The sequence below is a fragment of the Neoalteromonas facilis genome (assembly GCF_002807665.1).
GTDB lineage: Bacteria > Pseudomonadota > Gammaproteobacteria > Enterobacterales > Alteromonadaceae > Alteromonas_E > Alteromonas_E facilis.
On sequence record NZ_PEAY01000007.1, the window covers coordinates 76,801 to 95,386 of the forward strand.

General features: G+C 45.4%; 14 protein-coding genes. 8 read left to right on the top strand and 6 right to left on the bottom strand.

Going from position 1 to position 18,586, the window contains the following annotated elements:
- Positions 1 to 49: 49 nt before the first annotated feature.
- The gene (locus CSH93_RS16495; protein WP_100644463.1) at positions 50 to 667 is read right to left on the bottom strand and encodes a BamJ family beta-barrel-assembly machinery protein; all 618 of its coding nucleotides are present in this window, start codon (positions 665 to 667) and stop codon (positions 50 to 52) included.
- 153 nt (positions 668 to 820) lie between these two features.
- Here CSH93_RS16495 and ppc point away from each other — a divergent pair, with 153 nt between their 5' ends.
- Both ppc and CSH93_RS16505 read left to right on the top strand, forming a co-directional pair.
- Complete coding sequence (gene ppc / locus CSH93_RS16500; protein WP_100644464.1) at positions 821 to 3,460, top strand: phosphoenolpyruvate carboxylase; 2,640 nt, start codon at positions 821 to 823, stop codon at positions 3,458 to 3,460.
- 7 nt (positions 3,461 to 3,467) lie between these two features.
- Positions 3,468 to 3,875 (top strand): hypothetical protein, encoded by a 408-nt coding sequence (locus CSH93_RS16505; protein WP_100644465.1) that lies wholly within the window; start codon positions 3,468 to 3,470, stop codon positions 3,873 to 3,875.
- A gap of 141 nt (positions 3,876 to 4,016) precedes the next feature.
- On the opposite strand, the gene mdh is transcribed toward CSH93_RS16505, so the two are convergent.
- A complete protein-coding gene (gene mdh, locus CSH93_RS16510; protein WP_100644466.1) occupies positions 4,017 to 4,955 on the bottom strand; it encodes a malate dehydrogenase in 939 nt (312 codons plus the stop codon).
- 250 nt (positions 4,956 to 5,205) lie between these two features.
- Here mdh and argR point away from each other — a divergent pair, with 250 nt between their 5' ends.
- Complete coding sequence (gene argR, locus CSH93_RS16515) at positions 5,206 to 5,670, top strand: transcriptional regulator ArgR (protein ID WP_100644467.1); 465 nt, start codon at positions 5,206 to 5,208, stop codon at positions 5,668 to 5,670.
- Positions 5,671 to 5,763: 93 nt separating this feature from the next.
- Here the strand turns inward: argR and CSH93_RS16520 are convergent, their stop codons facing one another.
- On the bottom strand, positions 5,764 to 7,563 hold the full coding sequence (locus CSH93_RS16520) for an alkaline phosphatase D family protein (protein ID WP_100644468.1): 1,800 nt from the start codon (positions 7,561 to 7,563) through the stop codon (positions 5,764 to 5,766).
- A gap of 485 nt (positions 7,564 to 8,048) precedes the next feature.
- Complete coding sequence (locus tag CSH93_RS16525; protein ID WP_100644469.1) at positions 8,049 to 11,201, bottom strand: TonB-dependent receptor; 3,153 nt, start codon at positions 11,199 to 11,201, stop codon at positions 8,049 to 8,051.
- A gap of 597 nt (positions 11,202 to 11,798) precedes the next feature.
- Here CSH93_RS16525 and CSH93_RS16530 point away from each other — a divergent pair.
- The 5 genes from CSH93_RS16530 (at position 11,799) to CSH93_RS16550 (ending at position 16,343) form a co-directional block, all read left to right on the top strand.
- Positions 11,799 to 12,506 carry a PhnD/SsuA/transferrin family substrate-binding protein gene (locus CSH93_RS16530; RefSeq protein ID WP_124748994.1) on the top strand — a complete coding sequence of 236 codons (708 nt, stop codon included), beginning with the start codon at positions 11,799 to 11,801 and terminating at the stop codon, positions 12,504 to 12,506.
- Positions 12,496 to 13,476, top strand: coding sequence for a hypothetical protein (locus tag CSH93_RS16535; protein ID WP_100644471.1), 981 nt, complete (start codon positions 12,496 to 12,498; stop codon positions 13,474 to 13,476). Before CSH93_RS16530 ends, CSH93_RS16535 begins: the two co-directional genes overlap by 11 nt.
- A 61-nt stretch (positions 13,477 to 13,537) precedes the next feature.
- The gene (gene udk, locus CSH93_RS16540; protein WP_100644472.1) at positions 13,538 to 14,161 is read left to right on the top strand and encodes a uridine kinase; all 624 of its coding nucleotides are present in this window, start codon (positions 13,538 to 13,540) and stop codon (positions 14,159 to 14,161) included.
- Between the two features lie 24 nt (positions 14,162 to 14,185).
- On the top strand, positions 14,186 to 15,397 hold the full coding sequence (locus CSH93_RS16545; protein ID WP_100644473.1) for a NupC/NupG family nucleoside CNT transporter: 1,212 nt from the start codon (positions 14,186 to 14,188) through the stop codon (positions 15,395 to 15,397).
- Positions 15,398 to 15,497: 100 nt separating this feature from the next.
- Positions 15,498 to 16,343, top strand: coding sequence for an isopenicillin N synthase family dioxygenase (locus tag CSH93_RS16550; protein ID WP_100644499.1), 846 nt, complete (start codon positions 15,498 to 15,500; stop codon positions 16,341 to 16,343).
- On the opposite strand, the gene CSH93_RS16555 is transcribed toward CSH93_RS16550, so the two are convergent.
- Both CSH93_RS16555 and CSH93_RS16560 read right to left on the bottom strand, forming a co-directional pair.
- A complete protein-coding gene (locus CSH93_RS16555; RefSeq protein ID WP_100644474.1) occupies positions 16,340 to 17,269 on the bottom strand; it encodes a M20/M25/M40 family metallo-hydrolase in 930 nt (309 codons plus the stop codon). The two genes, CSH93_RS16550 and CSH93_RS16555, sit on opposite strands and share 4 nt — an antisense overlap.
- A gap of 3 nt (positions 17,270 to 17,272) precedes the next feature.
- Positions 17,273 to 18,433: a tetratricopeptide repeat protein gene (locus CSH93_RS16560; protein WP_100644475.1), complete on the bottom strand. Its 1,161-nt coding sequence runs from the start codon at positions 18,431 to 18,433 to the stop codon at positions 17,273 to 17,275.
- Positions 18,434 to 18,586 lie beyond the last annotated feature (153 nt).

Sequence of the window (18,586 nt, forward strand, 5' to 3'; positions counted from 1 at the left end):
AAAACCTGCTTTGACGCAGGTTTTTTTAGGCTTATTGACGAGTTCTGGATTAAAGAATGTCCAATAACTCTACGTCAAAGATCAATGTGCTGTATGGGGCAATAGCACCACCTGCACCTTGTTCGCCATAGGCCAAGTTATGCGGCACGTACAAACGGTATTTTGAACCCACTTTCATTAACTGAAGCGCCTCTGTCCAACCTTTGATCACGCCACTAACTGGGAACTCAGCGGGTTGACCACGCTCGTAACTGCTATCAAATACTGAGCCATTGATAAGTGTCCCGTGATAATGCGTACGAACTGTTGAGCTCGCGTCAGGCGTTGCGCCATCACCTTCAGTTAATACTTCATATTGTAGGCCTGATGCTGTCACCTGAACTTCATCACGCTTGGCATTATCAGCTAAAAACGAAACACCTTCTTCGATTACGGCTTTGTGCTGTTCAGCTTTTGCCGCTTGCATACGCTCATGGATGGTATTGAACGCAGTACGCAATTCATCGTCAGTTACTTTAGGCGCTTCACCGGTAAAGGCATCACGTACACCTTCAACAACAGCATCTACGTCCATGCCTTCGAAAGGATTCGACGCCAATTGCTGGCCCATTTGATAACCAATGCCGTAGCTACCTTGAAGTTCAATAGTTGAGTATTTGTCGCTCACAATTTTTCCCGATTGATTTAAAAGGCGCGATGATATCACACTCAAATGGCAATTTGGCGGGCATTAAGATCTATCTAACTTATTGCCAAAGTGATTAGACACTGCTCCCTGACATGCAGTATCTTGTTTATTCGCTGAATAAAGGAGAGGGAAATGGCTGAATTTGATGCGCAACTTCGAGAAACTGTCCGCCAGCTAGGGGCAACATTGGGCGCCACAATTAAACATCAATTAGGTGATGAGTGGCTAGAGCGCATAGAAACCATCCGTTTAGCCGGCCGCGCGGCCAATAAGGGCGACGATGATAGCCGTACCCAATTAAAAACGCTTTTTAGTCAACTCAGTGAAAAAGATTTACTGGTGATTGGCCGTGCATTCGCACAGTTTTTGAATCTCGCCAATATCGCAGAGCAGGAATTTAATTCAGCTCAGCAAATCGACTTTCCAATAGATAAACTGTTTGAACATTTAGAACGAGCCAAACTTGATAAAGAGAGTGTTGCCTCCGCGGTAGCTGACTTGAATATCGACTTAGTACTGACGGCTCACCCAACAGAAGTCACACGCCGTACCCTGATCCACAAGCACAGTGAATTGGCCAAATGCCTGACACAATTACATCAAAGCGTGAATGACGAACACCATAGAGACAAGCTACACGCTCGCATTGCTGATCTCATAGCCCAAGCATGGCATACCGAAGAGATCCGTACGGTCCGTCCAACCCCCGTCGACGAAGCACGTTGGGGCTTCTCGGTGATTGAAAACTCGTTGTGGGAAGCGGTTCCAGAATTCCTGCGAGATATGGATTGCCGACTCAACAATAACTATGACCTAACACTGCCGTTGGATGCTAAGCCCGTGCAATTCAGTAGCTGGATGGGCGGCGACCGCGACGGCAATCCTTTTGTTACTTCAAAAGTCACAGAGCAGGTTCTGCTGCTAGCGCGCAAACGTGCAGCCAAATTATTTGCCATCGACTTGGATAAACTGCAAGTGGAGTTATCCATGAGTGATTGCAATGGGGCGTTGCGTGAACAGGTGGGCGATGTACTGGAGCCCTACCGCGCTATCTTACGTCCACTGGTGACTCAGTTACAGTTTACCCGCGACGATATTGACCGCTATTTGAACGGCAAGCCCAGTGAGCCTTCACTCTGGTTGTCCGAGCAAGAGCAACTTATCGAGCCATTAATGTTGTGTTACCAAAGCCTGATTGATTGTGGCATGAAAATCGTTGCCGATGGCTTACTTACCGATACCATTCGTCGCGCACATTGCTTTGGCATCCACCTATTAAAACTCGATATTCGCCAAGACTCACAACGCCATGCCGACGTATTCAGCGAAGTAACCCGCTACCTTGGATTGGGAGACTACAATCAATGGACCGAAGCCGACAAACAAGCATTCTTGTTACGCGAATTAAGCTCAAAAAGGCCTTTATTCCCGCGTAACTGGCAACCCAGCGACGACGTTCAAGAGGTACTTGAAACGGCGGGGACTATTGCCAAGCATTCAGAACAAGGATTTGGGATCTACATCATTTCCATGGCCAGCGAGCCGTCTGATGTACTTGCCGTGCAATTATTATTGCAAGAAATGGGCGTGTCCTGGCCTATGCCTGTTGCGCCACTATTTGAAACGCTAGATGATCTCAACCAATCACCAAAGGTCATGACCAACTTACTGTCGATTGACTGGTATCGCGGTTATATTCAAGGCCGACAATATGTGATGATCGGCTACTCAGATTCAGCCAAAGACGCAGGTGCGCTGGCCGCTGGTTGGGCACAATATCAGGCACAAGAGGCACTGGTTGCGCTAGCTCAAGAGGCGAACGTACAGTTAACCTTATTCCACGGCCGTGGTGGTACCATCGGGCGCGGAGGATTGCCGGCTCACGCCGCGATCCACTCACAACCGCCCGGGTCACTCGACGGCGGATTCCGTGTTACGGAACAGGGTGAAACTATCCGCTATAAATTTGGTATGCCGGAATTGGCCAAGCGCAGTTTGGGTATATATACCAGTGCGATTATTGAAGCGATGTTGTTTCCGCCACCTCAGCCGAAACAGGCGTGGCGCGATACGATCCAATCAATGGCGGATCAAGCGCGCGATAACTACCGTGATATTGTGCGCGAGCATCCTGACTTCGTGCCCTATTTCCGGGTTGCGACTCCAGAACAAGAATTGGGTAAACTGCCATTAGGAAGCCGCCCGGCTAAACGTAAACCAACCGGCGGAATTGAGAGTCTGCGTGCGATCCCTTGGATTTTTGCCTGGGCTCAGACCCGTTTAGTCTTGCCTTCTTGGCTCGGTGTGATGCGCTCAGTGGAACAACACTACGCAGGTGATTCGCAAGCCGTGATTGATGACATGATCACGCATTGGCCATTTTTTGCATCTCGGTTATCGATGCTCGACATGGTCTTTCACAAAGCCGATCCACAAATCAGTGAAGCCTATGATGCTCGCTTGGTCCCGAATGAGCTTAAGCATTTTGGCGAAAGCTTGCGCAAAGAGTTGAGCGATAGTATCCGTATGTTGTTGCAGTTGACGCATCAAGATTCGGTTATGGAAACCGATCCGCAAGGAAAAGAGTCAATGAATATTCGCGCAGGCTATTTGCAACCGCTACACTATTTGCAGATAGAGTTACTATCACGCATTCGTGCGCAGGCAACCGATCTTGAAGAACAGCCTGAAAGTGAACAAATTGCTACACTTGAACGTGCAATGATGGTTACGATAGCGGGTATCGCGATTGGTATGCGAAACACAGGATAATGAATTGATGGCAGGTGTATTTAAAGCTCACGGTGAGTTAGCGCTGGAAATTCACGGCAACATTCTGAAGATCGAAGGCACAGGCCCGTGGAATCTGGAATTGATAAAGCAAGCTGAGGCGCAATTGCCGTCAGATTTCCCCGCGTGCTTAGGACCACATTGGGGCGTTATCACTATCATGCATGGTGACCCAATGTATATTCCTTCGGCAGAAGCCCATTTAAAAAACCAAATTAGTATCGAAAAAAATCACGGTCGAGTCGCCACAGCGGTGGTTATTACCAATGACGAACACTTTGATTTTTACGCACGCTATTTTGACAAAATGTACACAGAGTGTGGTGACACAGTGGCTTGCTTTGCCGATCAAGAAAAAGCGGAGCAATGGCTTAACGAGCAGTTAGCGGTAAGTTAACTGTAAAGCGGTCAAACAGTATTAAGCCAGCCGCTAACTATTGATAAATGCCATAACCTTGTGAGCGAACAAACATTTTTCCACAGAAATAAAAAAGCCAGTTGCATGCAACTGGCTTTTTCATGAACTCGCTAAGGGTGATTAGGCTTTAGTTACGAAATCCACACCCAACTGGATGTCACCACGAAGGCCATCTAGCATATCTTCTTTAGCTTTCTGTTCAAATGCACTTAATTCACCGTACGGTAAAATTTCTTCCACACCGTTTGGACCTAAACGTACTGGGTGAGCAAAGAATGTCGCGTCATCTGAATCAACTTGAACATAAGTATATTCTACCACATTGTCGCCTTTCATTGCGGCAACCAAAGACAAGCAGAAACGTGCTGCTGCTTGGCCCATAGACAACGTAGCTGAACCGCCGCCCGCTTTCGCTTCAACAACTTCAGTACCGGCATTTTGGATACGAGTAGTCAGTGCGGCAACTTCTTCATCAGAGAATGTTGCACCTTCAACCTGCGACAAAAGAGGTAAAATTGTAGTGCCAGAGTGACCACCAATTACTGGTACGTGAACGCCTGATACATCCAAGCCTTTTTTCTCAGCTACAAATGTTTCTGCACGAATAACATCAAGGGTTGTAACACCGAACAATTTATTTTTGTCGTAAACACCTTTAGCTTTAAGCGCTTCAGCCGCGATAGCAACCGTAGTATTAACTGGGTTAGTGATAATACCAATACAAGCACTTGGGCAAGTGTCCGCAATAGCATCAACAAGGTTGCGCACGATACCCGCATTAATATTGAAAAGATCAGAACGGTCCATGCCCGGCTTACGAGGTACACCTGCTGGAATAAGCACGATGTCACAGCCTTGTAATGCGTCAGCCAAATCATCTTTACCGTGCCCAGTAACTTTTACATCAGTTGGGATGTGGCTTAAGTCAACGGCAACGCCTGGAACAACAGGTGCAACGTCATACAGTGATAACTCAGAACCCGCAGGTAATTGAGTTTTTAACAACAGTGATAATGCTTGACCAATACCACCAGCGGCACCTAGGACTGCTACTTTCATGAGTCTCTCCTACAAGATTAATCTTTACTTAACTTAAAGAATTTATGCGAACGCAGGTCGAAGCGAGGGCTTGAGCAACGCGCAAGAAATTAAACGCCCGACACACTAAATCAAAAGGGTCCAAAACTCAATGACCCTATAGTCGTATAGTGACTATTTAACCCAATTATAGCGCCTTATTTACACTAAAATTGCCTCACTGCGGTGAATGCGGCAAAATGTCGGTTTTCCAGTGTACATTCCGGTTTCCATGGCAAGCGCAAAACAAGAATTACTCATCAAAGCATTTAAAGACCTGCTCAAAGCAGAAAGTTATGGTTCACAGGGCGAAATCGTCGACGCACTCAAGCAAGCAGGCTTTGACAGCATAAGTCAGTCAAAGATTTCTCGTATGCTAAGCAAGTTTGGAGCGGTCCGTACCCGCAATGCGCGCGGTGACATGGTGTATTGCTTACCACCTGAGCTAGGCATGCCAACCGCTAAGAGCCCTCTCAAGCAGTTAGTCTTAGACATTGTACATAACAATGTAATGGTCATTATTCGCACCAGCCCTGGTGCAGCACAATTGATAGCTCGCTTGCTCGATTCATTGTCTAAAAAAGACGGCGTGTTAGGCACCATTGCAGGCGACGATACGATCTTCATCGCACCGGCTGATGTCGGCCAAATTGAAGAATTGCGTCAACGCGTTGAAAAGTTGTTTGATAACGTTTAATCCGCGTTGTCTTGCTCTAGCGAATCAAATATTTCAACAAAAAGGGGCTAACAAGCCCCTTTTTGATGCCATAAACCTTGCTAGAAAACTAAATTAAACTAGCGTCACGCCTGGCGCACCTACAACAGATTCTGCCGATTGACCTCTAGCACTGTATTCAGTGTAAGTGGTTGATTGTACCGTATCGACGTAATGCCACTGCGTCGACACCTTGTCTGCGGTAAAGGTCAGTGTCATAAAACCACGGTCGATGGCATTTACATATTGCAGATCGGATACCAGCTGAACAATACCAGCCTCTGTCGCTAATGCATCTTCAGGCGCAATTGACAAGTACTCTTCCAGCCCCGGTGAAGACACCGATGGAGTCGCAAACTCAACCCCGACAATATCACCGTTTATATCACGTAAATCATTTGCCCACGCATTGTGCGTATCACCTGCCAATACAACAAGATTCTTATTCAATTGTTTGGCGGTGCCTAACACGACTTCGCGTTCATACGCATAACCATCCCACGCATCTAGGTTATAAGGGATTGACGGTAATTGCAGAAGTGCCAGCACCTGTGGTGTTAAGCGACCAATATTGGCTTGTAAGTATGCCAATTCTTCCGGTGTTAATGTCGGATCATTGGCTTGTGCACGCTGCGCAAGGACAGCAAGCTGCGCCAATTCAGCGTAGTCACTAATGCTCATTTGTAAGGTAGCAATAGCAGCGGGCAGCATCATACGCCCCATGAGTACTTGTTGTCCTAATACTTGCCACGTCGCGCTCGACATCATCATTGAGCCCTGTAGCCACTGCAGTTGCTCTGCACCAAGTAACGTTCTGTTGGTATCAGTAACATCGGCTGTAAAGCTAGCAGCATCTAAACCGCCTGTAGCTGGGTCTATGTAGTTGGCATAGTCGAGCTGCTGATCACGCGCTACAACACGCGTATCAAGCATGTACAAGTCAACTAGGTCGCCAAAGCGAAAGGCGCGGTTAATCAGTTCATTGTTACCTTCGATCACAGGGCGTATTGGCAACCACTCAAAGTACGCTTGCATCGCCGCCAATTTTCGCGCTTCAAAATCACCATCCTCCTCATTGTGATTTTCAGCGCCGTCACGCCATGCATCATTGGCAACCTCATGGTCATCCCATACCGCAATAAACGGCACAATCGAGTGTAGCTGTTGCAGACTCTCGTCCGTGCGGTACTGAGCATAACGGGTGCGGTAATCTGACAGAGTAATCAGCTCATTCGCCGGTAAAACTTCTCGCCCTAACGCAGCCGCATTTTCATTCGCATATCCGTCACGGTCATATTCATATATATAATCACCTAAATGTACCACGGCATCTAAGTCTGTTTGCTTTGCGGCGAGATCATACACATTGAAGAAACCCGCTGGGTAATTGGAGCACGACATCACCGCCAGTTTGACTGAATCGATAGAGCCGACCGGTAATGTTTTGGTGATACCAACCGCTGAGTCTGTGCCGTTGCTGCTAAAGCGGTAGTAATACGTTGTATTTGGTAATAGATCGATAGCATCTACTTTCAGTGTATAGTCTGAATTTGCTGAAACTAATGCCCGTCCATTAGTGACTAAATTTTCAAACTCAGCATCGTTGGCAACTTCCCATTGCACCAACAATTGCCCATTGTAACTGCTGTCCCCAGGCGTAACGCGGGTCCATAAAATAACCGCCTCAGCCGTAGGATCACCACTGGCCACCCCGTGTAAAAACTCAACAGGCATCATCGGAGCCTCAACCACATCGGGCTGATCATTTGTTGAACTACTTAAACATCCCATTAATCCGGATGAAACAACGGCAAGACCTACACCCTGAGAGGTTAGTTTGAGGAAATGACGACGAGAAAAAGTGCGAGTTTTCATAGAAAATCCATTTGTTTATTGTATTGATATATTAACCAATCATTGAATGACACGGGTGTTACATTCCGATGACATGGCTTGATACCAAATTGATTTTTTTGTTGTGTTAGGTGGTTTTTAGCCACCTGCAAGCAGAGCATCTAAATTATCACCTAACGTATTGAAGACATTACACAAATAATTTTGTTTAGAGCGTAACAAGCGTGCTGGCGAATTCACGTGCTATGTACCACTTCAAAAATTAACAATTTCGTAACATTCACATCAACATTAACCTTATAATGCTTTAAATTTAATAAGTTAATAACGGATAGTCCGTTTATTTGAGAGGTGATATTGCATGTATCTGGTTTCGCGACGTTAACCTATTGAGGCCAAATGTTTTCGTGAGTTGAAAACAACTTTAGCGGGATTAGCTCAATATGGAATCGGGCAAAAAAAAACCGGCCAAAAGGCCGGTTTTTAAATCGTATAATCCGTTCGGATTAGAAGCGGTATTTAACACCAACACGCATTGACCAAGTAGAGGCATCAGCGTTAACTGATTGGCCACGGTCGCCGTCGAAGTTAGTGTATAGGTATGTACCGTCATCAAGTAATCTAGCATCAACCACTGGGTTGTTGTACTCGAAGTTAACCTGACGGTATACACCCCACTGGTCGTTAATCAAGTTACCTAGGTTACGAATTGCGAAGTAAACTTCACCACGGTGTCCGTCCATAAAGCCAGGTAATTCTTGAGAAACACGTAGGTCTACTCGTGTCCACCAATCGCTGTACTGAGTGTTACGGTCAAGAATTGTACCGCGCGCACCTTCTAGGCCAGCTGTTCTGATAAACGCATTGAACTCGTCAATATCAAAGCCTTCGCCATACTGAACGATTGGATCGTCAACCAATGGTACGTAAAGTAGTGAACGGTCTTCGAATGGACGCTCGTCACCGAAGCCTGGATCCCAGTCGAAGTTATAGCTGTACGGCTTACCTTTCACACGTTGTGCAAATAGGTTGAAGCGTGTGTCATAACCATCGAAGATTTCCATTTTGTAACCAAGGCTGAATGTAAAGCGGTGCTTCACTTCATAGTTACTGGTTGCAACTTCTGGGTTGTTGTAGTCAGCAGTTGAAAGGTTACCGTAGTTTGAACTTGCTGTAGAGCTGTTCATTGGGCTGCCTTCTTCCGCATCCATATATGCGTATGCTGCACCAACACGTAGACCACTGTCGTAAGTCTTGTTAGCGAACAATGAAACGATTAGTGAATCACCGTCGTCATCAGAGTTAGTTAGGAAATAGTCAGTTGTGCTACGACCAGAACATGAACTGCTTGTAGGTGATACACGACAATCTGGGTCAAGTAAATCTACGTCTTCATAGATTGGACGACCATCTGCCGCACGGCCTACACGTACTGTGTTAAGCGCTACTGTTTTTGCAGAGTCTTGCTGACGCGAGTAGATTGCATCGATACCGGCTACAGTACCGTCTTCAAACTCGTGTTGAGTACCTAAGTTGAACTTCCAGATTGAAGGCACGTTGAAGTCAGCGTCCAATGCGTTAACCGCACCGTCACCACCTGTTAGGCCATCGATAGAAGCTTGAGGTACGTTGAACAAGAATCCTGGCGTGTTAGCTGCAATTAGGCCTGGGCCATCTTCAACTGTAGACGCTAGGATAGTTACACCATTGTTTGAATAGTTGTTAGACAACCAAACGTTCGGGTTACCACCCGCGAATAAACCTGCACCACCGTATACGAATGTGCTGTCATCAACCACATAGTTGAAGCCCAAGCGTGGCTGCCATAGGTCCATATCAGGCGCTACAGCATTGGTGAAGCCGTAACGTTGTTGGAAGCTAGCATTAGCAGTTGGTGTGTCATCACTGGTCCACTTGTCGTAACGAAGACCGAATGTAACAGTCAAGTCGTAAGACGCTTCCCAGCGGTCTTGCAAGTAAACAGTCGTGTTTTCAAATGTAAATGCTGCCGCACCATCATTTGCATCTAAAGATGCTGGAATGTTGTAGTCAATTTCAGCGGCAATACCGTTGCGGAAGTCATCAAGAGAATCGAATTCAAAAACACCTTGGCTACCTGGTACGAATAAGTTAAATACGTCTACTGAGCCGTATTCAAAACCACCCGTGATTTCGTGATCACCTGCGTAGTAAGTTCCCGCGAAACGGAATGTGTTTGTGTCATAGTCTAGTTTGTTTGCTTGACGGAATTGGTCAGCACCCAAGAATACGTCTACACCATCAACTACGTCACGAATAACAACGTCACCGAAATCAGAATCAGAAGTGAATGGTGTTTGACCATTACGTACTTCTTGTAGACCTACACGGATTTCAGTAGAGAAATCGTCAGTCCAGTCTGAGAACAACTGTAGTGAGTAAGAAGTTAATTCGTTAGCACGCTTGTAATAACGGTCGTTGAATGCGTAGCTAGATGAGCTCGCACCTGTAGACGAAATTGTATTACCGTCAGTGTTTTGGTAAGTCAAAGAGGCACGTTGACCGTCCATGATATCCCAATCCAACTTGATCAATACTTTTTCTTCGTCTTCGTCAGCGGCAGTGATGATATCACCGGCTTGGTATCCGTAAGTATTTAGTGCAATGCTACGTACTTCGTCAAGGATACCTACCGTTAAGCCATCGATAGGCTCTGCGAAACCGGCGCCTTCTGGACCGTCTTCGAATAATTCAGTTGGCTCATGAGTTTCATAAGCGGCGAAGATAAATAGTTTATCTTTGATGATTGGTGCGCCAACAGTGAAGCCGTAACGCTTCTCGTCAAAATCAGGCACGTCAAATTTTTCGCCTTCGATTGAATCACCTTGCATCGCGTCGTTGGTGTAATCAATCCAAACACTACCGTGGATTTCGTTCGTACCAGAGCGTACTACAGCGTTAACGTTACAACCTGTGAAACCACCGTATGTTACGTCGAATGGCGCAAGCTGTACGTCTACTTGGTCAATCGCGTCAAATGGGAAAGGTAAGCGCTCAGTTGGGTAACCGTTGTTGTTCAAACCGAAGTTATCGTTTTGTGCGATACCGTCAACCGTGATGCTGTTGAAACGGTTGTTAACACCACCACATTGAATCGCATCAGAGTTTGATGGGTCAATTGTGATACGTGGGTCGTTTTGGATAACGTCTTTAATATCACGGCTAACAGAAGGTTGGAACTGTAAGTCTTCGAAATTAAAGTTAGATGATGGGCCTAACGCTTCAGTTACAACACCACCAGCTGCACCTGTTACTACGATACGCTCAATATTAGAAGACGTTTCAAGTGCGATGTTTACGTTCGCTGGTTCACCTAGGTTTAGGTAAACATCTTCGATTGTACGAGAGCCTTGTGCGTCAACTACGGTAATAGTGTAAGGACCACCAACACGAAGACCACGTGCAACGAAACCACCATTTTCGTTAGTTTCTAGTGTACGAACTGAACCGGTACGAGTATCTGTCAAGGTAACGGTAGCACCGCTAACCATCTCACCAGCTTGAGTTGCTACAGAACCACGAATGGTTGATGACGTATCTTGCGCCATAGCCGCAGTAGAAAGACCTACTGAAACGGCAACTGCAATCGCAACACGATTGAGTTTAGATTTAAGTAACATAGTGTGTTTCCTATTGTCTTAATAACAATTAAATTTGCATGCTTTTATTAGCGAACACTTTCACTGTGCTCTTTTGGTAGCAAACGTACAAAAAAATCCGCTAAATTCTTCGCGATCTTTATGTCAGAATTATGACAATACGCACATCAATCCGAAGTAATCAGAGGATTTGTGTCACTTCACTTGCTTCAAAAAAACTTTTTTGCCTTCCGATAAAAACAAACCGACAGACAAGCTTGAGCGCGAGTTTAGTGTTTCTTATTTTCCAATCCGAATTGTCCCACCAAAACCTCAAGTAAACAGCGCTCAACAAAATTCAGATTTACTTATTGATAAACCATTAATTTCAACAACTTAATAACGATAAATAATATTACCTATTGCAATAATGGTGAATAAATGCTCAAATCAGCCCAATAAATAATAAAGTATTTCATAGTCACTTTGCGATTCACGATCCTCGCCTCCCGAAACTTCCTCTGGGCCACTGTGTGTGGCATTTTGATTTTAAGCGCTTTTTTAGGTGCTTTTTCGGGTCAAAAAAATATTTCATCTTTGTCGCCAATTGGCGAAAAAAACACCTATTGTAGGGCGAAATTGTCGGAAAACCCCGATAAGTTGACCATTTATGTCACCGATAAATGGCTTGCCAATGCCATGCTTGAATCACTCTGTGGCGATGAAATCGTTAAGAAGCAGTTCGGTAATGTGTTGGTAACCCTTGGTGACAATGATTTTGATACCTATAGAAATATCAGTTATGGCATCGCCGATTTAGCGTTAGTAAAAGACAACATGGTCAACGCCTTTGTCAGCGATAAAGTCTATGGTTATAGGCCCATTGCACAGTACCCGAGTTACCCTGCCTACTTTATTGGCAGCACTGAAAAGCCATTGTTGAGCAAAGAGTATTTTCTAGGCAAGCGCATCGGTTTATTAGATTATCCGAGTAGCCGCTCAGGCCACATAGCCCCGAAAACTGAATTACAAAAGCTCGACATAGATGAGAGCAATTCCACTATTTTGTACTTCAACTCGCATCAGGAGCTGAGAGAAAAACTGCGTAATGGCGATGTCGACATTATTGCCAGTTATTGGGATGAGTCCGATACACAGAATTTCTCTATCAATTACCGTACCGAAATCAGTTCAAGTATTACCGGTTCGCGTTGGTATTTGCGTCGACAAGATAGAAATATAGATTTGATATGTTCCATTCAAAAAAACATTGCCCGAGTATCCGACGAACACCCCTCTAGTTACTACCGCAATCTAACAATGCTGGAGTCGTGCAATGGCGAGTAAAATACTCATCAAGAAGAGTCTACTGCTTTTCGTATTGTTAAGCCTAGGTGCACAGCTTGTTTATTCAGTGGCAGAATCATTAGCACACCAACACTCGCTGCGTCATGCCTTGATTGAACTAAAAACGCGAGTCGCATTAGACGCTGCACACCTCGACCTAGGCGACCCAAAAACCCAACAATCCATGAATCAGGCGAGTGTCGAGCAATATATTGAGACGCTCAATCAGTCCTTACACAACCGATATGCTATCCCCAAACTTTCTGTACGTAGCATTAATTATGAATTGAGCGAGGATGCCGCCTCGCCCGAACTGGTTGAAAACTTATTGTTCTTTTTAGCCCCGTCGAGCGATACACCGAGTCTGTACCTTGCAACTGATCAAGCAAATATCAGAATCTTCGTTTCGGTACCCAATGTATGGAACATATTGACCGTAAATTGGTTAGGTTTGTTATTAGCAGCCGCGCTCAGTATTTTGCTTCTCAAACGGGCTGAAGGACGTGAAATAGCGCGACAACAGCGTGTTGCTGCCTCGCCATCGGCATTTTTACGTATCGATTTAGCACAAAAGCAAGTGATTAATTTGGTTTCAAACGAACACTTTGAAATGCAAAACAAACCGCTGTGTTTTTTCACTGCTCTTGTGCTTTATTGCTTAGAGCACCCCAACGCTGAGCTACTGCATCACAAAGATGTACCAGAAGAACTGATTAACAGAGCAAACAAGGTATTCGCTCGATTAATTGAATTAGGTCATACCAAACGCAAACGACCCGATTTCAATGCCAACTTAGACAAAACGCTGAGTGAAATAAGGGCTGTGTTAGATTCCGTATTTGCAAATGACGAACTGCACAAAGCGATTTTCTACCCCCCTCGAGCACAGGGCGAAGGGTCAAGGTCAAAACAACATAGCTACGCATTAAACAAAATTGAACACGATAAAGTAGAGTTTATTGGCATGTAAATTTGCCAATGTTGGCTGAAACACGTATCTTTGGCAGATTCGAGAGTTAGTCAGTTTTAACATGCAAAAGCCGCTTATTATTGCCATTTCCGGTGCATCCGGTTCCGGTAAGTCACTGTTCACTGAAAATTTACTTAAAGCCTTCGCCGAACAAGGCCGTCCAGTGCAGATCCTGCGTGAAGATCATTACTACAAAGCACAGGACCATCTTCCAATGGAAGAGCGTGAAAAAAACAACTATGACCATCCAAATGCGTTTGAACACAGTTTATTAAAGGCTCACCTAGAGGCTCTGCGCAGCGGCGAAGAGATAGAATACCCACACTATTGCTATAAAACTCACACGCGTTTACCCGAAACAGAAACATTAAAGCCTGCTCCGGTTATCATTCTTGAAGGTATCATGCTGCTAGCACGACCTGATCTCCTGCCTCTATATGATGTAAAAGTATTTATCGACACGCCATTGGACATCTGCTTGATGCGTCGAATGATGCGAGACGTGCGTGAACGTGGCAGAACCCTTGAATCCGTTGCGAACCAATACGAATCGACTGTTAAGCCTATGTATCACCAATACATTGAACCGAGCCGGTTTACTGCCGACGTAGTCGTAACACAAGGCGGAAAAAACTATATTGCTTTGGACGTGATCTCTTCGCATATCAAACAAGCATTACAATAAGAATAAGAAAAGGAACCCCTACCCATGACCGGTATCATTGGCATCATTACATTGCTCGTTATTGCCTACGCAATTTCATCCAATCGCAGTGCGATCAGTTGGCGCACGGTAGGCGGTGCATTTGCTATTCAAGCGGGTATTGGTGCGTTTATCCTGTATTTTGAACCCGGCATTCAAATGCTCCTGAGCTTAAGTGAGTTTGTAAAAAACATTATCGCCTACTCTCAGCAAGGCATTGATTTTCTGTTTGGCCCAGTCGGTAATTTATCGCTAGGCTTTATCTTCGCCTTTAATGTGCTCCCCGTTATTATTTTCTTTTCATCGTTAATCACTGTGCTCTATCACTTGGGTATTATGTCTTGGGTGATTCGTATTATTGGTGGCGCACTGGAAAAATTGCTTAAAACCAGCCGCCCAGAATCCATGTCTGCCGCAGCAAACATTTTCGTTGGTCAAACAGAAGCACCTCTGGTTGTGCGTCCATTCATCCCTAAAATGACCCGCTCTGAACTATTTGCGATTATGGTCGGTGGCCTAGCTTCCATTGCCGGCTCTGTAATGGCCGGTTACGCAGGTTTAGGCGTTGAGATTAAATATCTGTTAGCAGCAAGCTTTATGGCGGCTCCGGGCGGCCTACTCATGGCTAAATTAATGCAACCCGAAGTGGATAAGGTTCATAATGAATTGGCAGAAGTAAAAGAAGATAAAGCAGAATACGCCAATATCTTCGATGCAGCTGCAGCTGGGGCATCTTCAGGCTTGCAACTGGCGCTGAACGTGGGTGCTATGTTACTTGCCTTCGTCGCATTAATTGCACTGCTAAATGGCATGATAGGGGGTGTTGGCGCATGGTTTGGTATGCCCGATCTAACCTTCCAGCTAATACTGGGTTATATTCTTCAACCACTCGCCTGGGCTATCGGCGTGCCGTGGGAAGAAGCTCGCTTGGCAGGCAGCTTTATCGGACAGAAAATTGTCGTCAATGAGTTCGTTGCCTATTTAGATTTTATTAATCACAAAGAAGCGTTATCGGCTGGTACTCAAGCGATCGTGACGTTTGCGCTATGTGGTTTTGCAAATTTTTCTTCAATCGCAATTTTGATGGGCGGTATCGGCGCTATGGCACCGACTCGTCGCAAAGAAATTGCTCAGTTAGGCCTCAAAGCGGTGTTTGCTGCAACGTTAGCAAACTTGATGAGTGCCTCATTAGCTGGCGTATTTTTGTCACTGGGATAATTCGAGGCCAAATACGCCAAGGGTTTAATTGACCCTAATCAATGACCTTGGTCAAATCCAAGGTATACTTTGTCGCATTGTAAACAAGATAGAGATGTATATGACTCAACAATTGGTTGCTGTCGATTATCAGGCAGCAGATGCTAAAGAGCAGTTTGTTCGTTCACTTCGTGAAACCGGTTTTGGTGTACTAAAAAACCATCCAATCCAGCAACAGTCAGTTGCAGATATTTATGCCAAATGGCAAACCTTCTTCGACAGTGAAGAAAAAAATCAGTACACCTTTCATAAAGATACACAAGATGGCTTTTTCCCGAGCACGGTTTCTGAAGTCGCCAAAGGCTTTAAAAAGAAAGATATCAAAGAGTATTTTCATTATTACCCATGGGGTCAATGTCCTGCTGAATTAAAGCAGCAGTTACAAGATTATTATGAGCAAGCAATTGGTTTAGCGGCTGAGTTATTGTCCTGGGTTGAAGAGCTTTCTCCTGAGTCGGTTAGCCAACTGTACCGTGAACCACTGTCGCACATGATCAAAGACAGCCAGCAAACTCTATTGCGTGTGCTCCATTATCCGCCGCTAGACGGATCAGAAGAGCCCGATGCCATACGCGCAGCTGCTCATGAAGATATTAACTTATTGACGATATTGCCAGCGGCTAACGAGCCAGGGCTACAAGTCAAAGGTAAAGATGGTAACTGGATTGATGTGCCGTGTGATTTTGGAAACTTGATCGTCAATATTGGCGACATGTTACAAGAAGCATCGGGTGGTTATTTCCCATCGACTACACACCGTGTGATTAACCCTGAAGGCTCTGACCAAACGCGCTCACGTATATCGCTTCCGTTATTCTTGCACCCACGTCCTGACGTTGTGCTATCGGAACGCCATACCGCAGACAGTTATTTAAAAGAACGATTACGCGAATTAGGCGTTGCTTAATTCTCAACACTTAGGCGCTGATCAACCTCGTTGAGCAGCGCCCACGCCACTGTCACAGCCTGCTTAAAATTTTCTGCATCAATGCGGTCTGCCGAATCATCCGGCGAGTGATAATACGGGTGCACTCCTACCCCAAAAAACAAATAGGGAATGCCATTATCAGCGAATACCGCATGGTCACTGGCATTTTTAAAATTGATTTCAGTCAACGCAGAACGTCTCCCTCTTGGCTGTCGATGCTCTTTAATCAAACGAATAGCGGGATCTTGCAGAATGCTCTGATTCACTAAAGAGACTAGCCCATCAAACGCTTGATGTGTGTTTGTGCCGGATAAATATAACCTTGCAGGACGCCCCAGTTGAGCCAACATATCAAGATTAATGTTAGCGCTCACACTGTCCAACGGAAAGTTAGGCCCCTCTATCAATGCCTTACTACCTATAAGCCCTTTCTCTTCAGCATCAGTGGCCACAAACATAAGACTATGGGTAAACATTCTTGACTGACTTTGCTGTGCCAGTGCAAGCATCGCCGCCACCCCAGAAGCATTGTCATCGGCGCCCGGATGAACCACTCCGAAAACGCGCCCAATATGATCATAGTGTGCTGTGATAACAATAAATTGCTTACTCTGACCTGAGCGAACACCAATAAGGTTCGTGCCTGACCAACGATTCAAGCCACTTTCATAGGAGAAGGGATGTCGATATTGGCCTTCTTCAAATAACCCCTGCAACGCCGCATTAGCAAAGCGCTCGCTGATATAACGTTGAGCGTCTTCACTACCCACTGTGTTCGGCGCTCGCCCCTCACGAGCTGTTGAGGCTAAATATACCAAGTCTTCCCACGCTTGATTGAGAACAACATCATCAGCAGCTTCTATCGGCAACGACAGCGCCATAAGCAGACTGGCGAATACACGCATCAATTATAATCGCTGCAACTTAGACAGCTTCCCTTCATAACGTGCCTCTTCAACCGGATTAGGGGCTCTGCGTTTAGCCATAGCGAGGTATTTTTCAGCGCGACTAATGTCACCCAATTCATAGTAAGTTTTGCTCAAGCCAAACAAGATCTCGTGTTTTTCTGCATCCAAACGGTGGGCCTTAACATAATGCAGTAACGCACCTTCAAGATCACCATCATCAAAAGCTTGCTCCCCCAAGATGAAATGATAAAACGGATTATCCTGACGTCGACGCTCAACCCGGGTAAATATTTCATCGGCTAATGCAATATTGCCATTTTGTTGATGTAAAAAGGCTAAGTTTTCCCAAGCAGTTAAGTTGTCATCGTCCGCCTGAATCGCGCGCTCATACACCTTTTGCGCCAAATCGGGAGAACCCGTTCGACGATATAAAATACCTAAATTCACCCAAACTGCATCAAAGTCAGGATCTTGTTCAACCGCCGCCCTAAAATACGCATAGGCTTGTGAATAGGAATCTGAAATTAATGCATCCGCACCTTTGTTATTGTAAAACATCGCAAGTGCTTGTCGCTTACTGATTTCTACCACCGGAAAATGTTTACGACTATCTTGCGGGTCAAAGTCAATGACCATGTCGTTGCTCAACAACTGAATAACGTTTTGATCGTGTCTGGGCCTGACTAATACATTCACATGCCCATTCAGCAGACTGAATCCGTCTCGCCGTGTCCAGTACTCAGGGATCTGAATATCTTGAAAGCGTGCATCAAAGCCTGCATATCTGGCCAGCGCATAGGTCATAATCGACATTGATAAACAATTGGCAGCTTTATTCCTAAAGGTTTGTGCCGCCGTAGTATTCGCATCATTGCTGTACAACAAATTGAAGTCTGAGCGATCAAAAACACTGCTGACGAGGGCTTTGATTTTTTTAGATGGATGATCATGCGGCCAGGTCACTCGCTCGACGAATGCTCGTGCCTCAGGCGGTAGGGTGAACACCTCTTCCTCAGTTTCAACATCAAACAAGTGATAACCCGGAAAAGCCTTATCGTTCAAAAGCACATTCGCGCTCTCAAGTGGCTCTGGCGGTGTTGATACACACCCGGTAAGCCCTACGAATAAAGCTGCTAGTGCAACTGATTTGACAACTCGCATAGACACCTCGCGAATGTTAACAGTATGTTAACTATAGTTATTAAGATGCCTTTCAGCCAAAGTAGTTCCCCGAAAATAACCGGTTATTCACCGCGACCTCTCCTCATTTCGATGCGAATAGCCCACAGAAATACAGATTTATGCAAATTGACG

Coding starts and splice junctions, on each gene's coding strand:
- ppc (WP_100644464.1), top strand. CDS start 821: ATGGCTGAATTTGATGCGCAACTTCGAGAAACTGTCCGCCAGCTAGGG.
- CSH93_RS16505 (WP_100644465.1), top strand. CDS start 3,468: ATGGCAGGTGTATTTAAAGCTCACGGTGAGTTAGCGCTGGAAATTCAC.
- mdh (WP_100644466.1), bottom strand. CDS start 4,955: ATGAAAGTAGCAGTCCTAGGTGCCGCTGGTGGTATTGGTCAAGCATTA.
- argR (WP_100644467.1), top strand. CDS start 5,206: ATGGCAAGCGCAAAACAAGAATTACTCATCAAAGCATTTAAAGACCTG.
- CSH93_RS16520 (WP_100644468.1), bottom strand. CDS start 7,563: ATGAAAACTCGCACTTTTTCTCGTCGTCATTTCCTCAAACTAACCTCT.
- CSH93_RS16525 (WP_100644469.1), bottom strand. CDS start 11,201: ATGTTACTTAAATCTAAACTCAATCGTGTTGCGATTGCAGTTGCCGTT.
- CSH93_RS16535 (WP_100644471.1), top strand. CDS start 12,496: ATGGCGAGTAAAATACTCATCAAGAAGAGTCTACTGCTTTTCGTATTG.
- udk (WP_100644472.1), top strand. CDS start 13,538: ATGCAAAAGCCGCTTATTATTGCCATTTCCGGTGCATCCGGTTCCGGT.
- CSH93_RS16545 (WP_100644473.1), top strand. CDS start 14,186: ATGACCGGTATCATTGGCATCATTACATTGCTCGTTATTGCCTACGCA.
- CSH93_RS16550 (WP_100644499.1), top strand. CDS start 15,498: ATGACTCAACAATTGGTTGCTGTCGATTATCAGGCAGCAGATGCTAAA.
- CSH93_RS16555 (WP_100644474.1), bottom strand. CDS start 17,269: ATGCGTGTATTCGCCAGTCTGCTTATGGCGCTGTCGTTGCCGATAGAA.
- CSH93_RS16560 (WP_100644475.1), bottom strand. CDS start 18,433: ATGCGAGTTGTCAAATCAGTTGCACTAGCAGCTTTATTCGTAGGGCTT.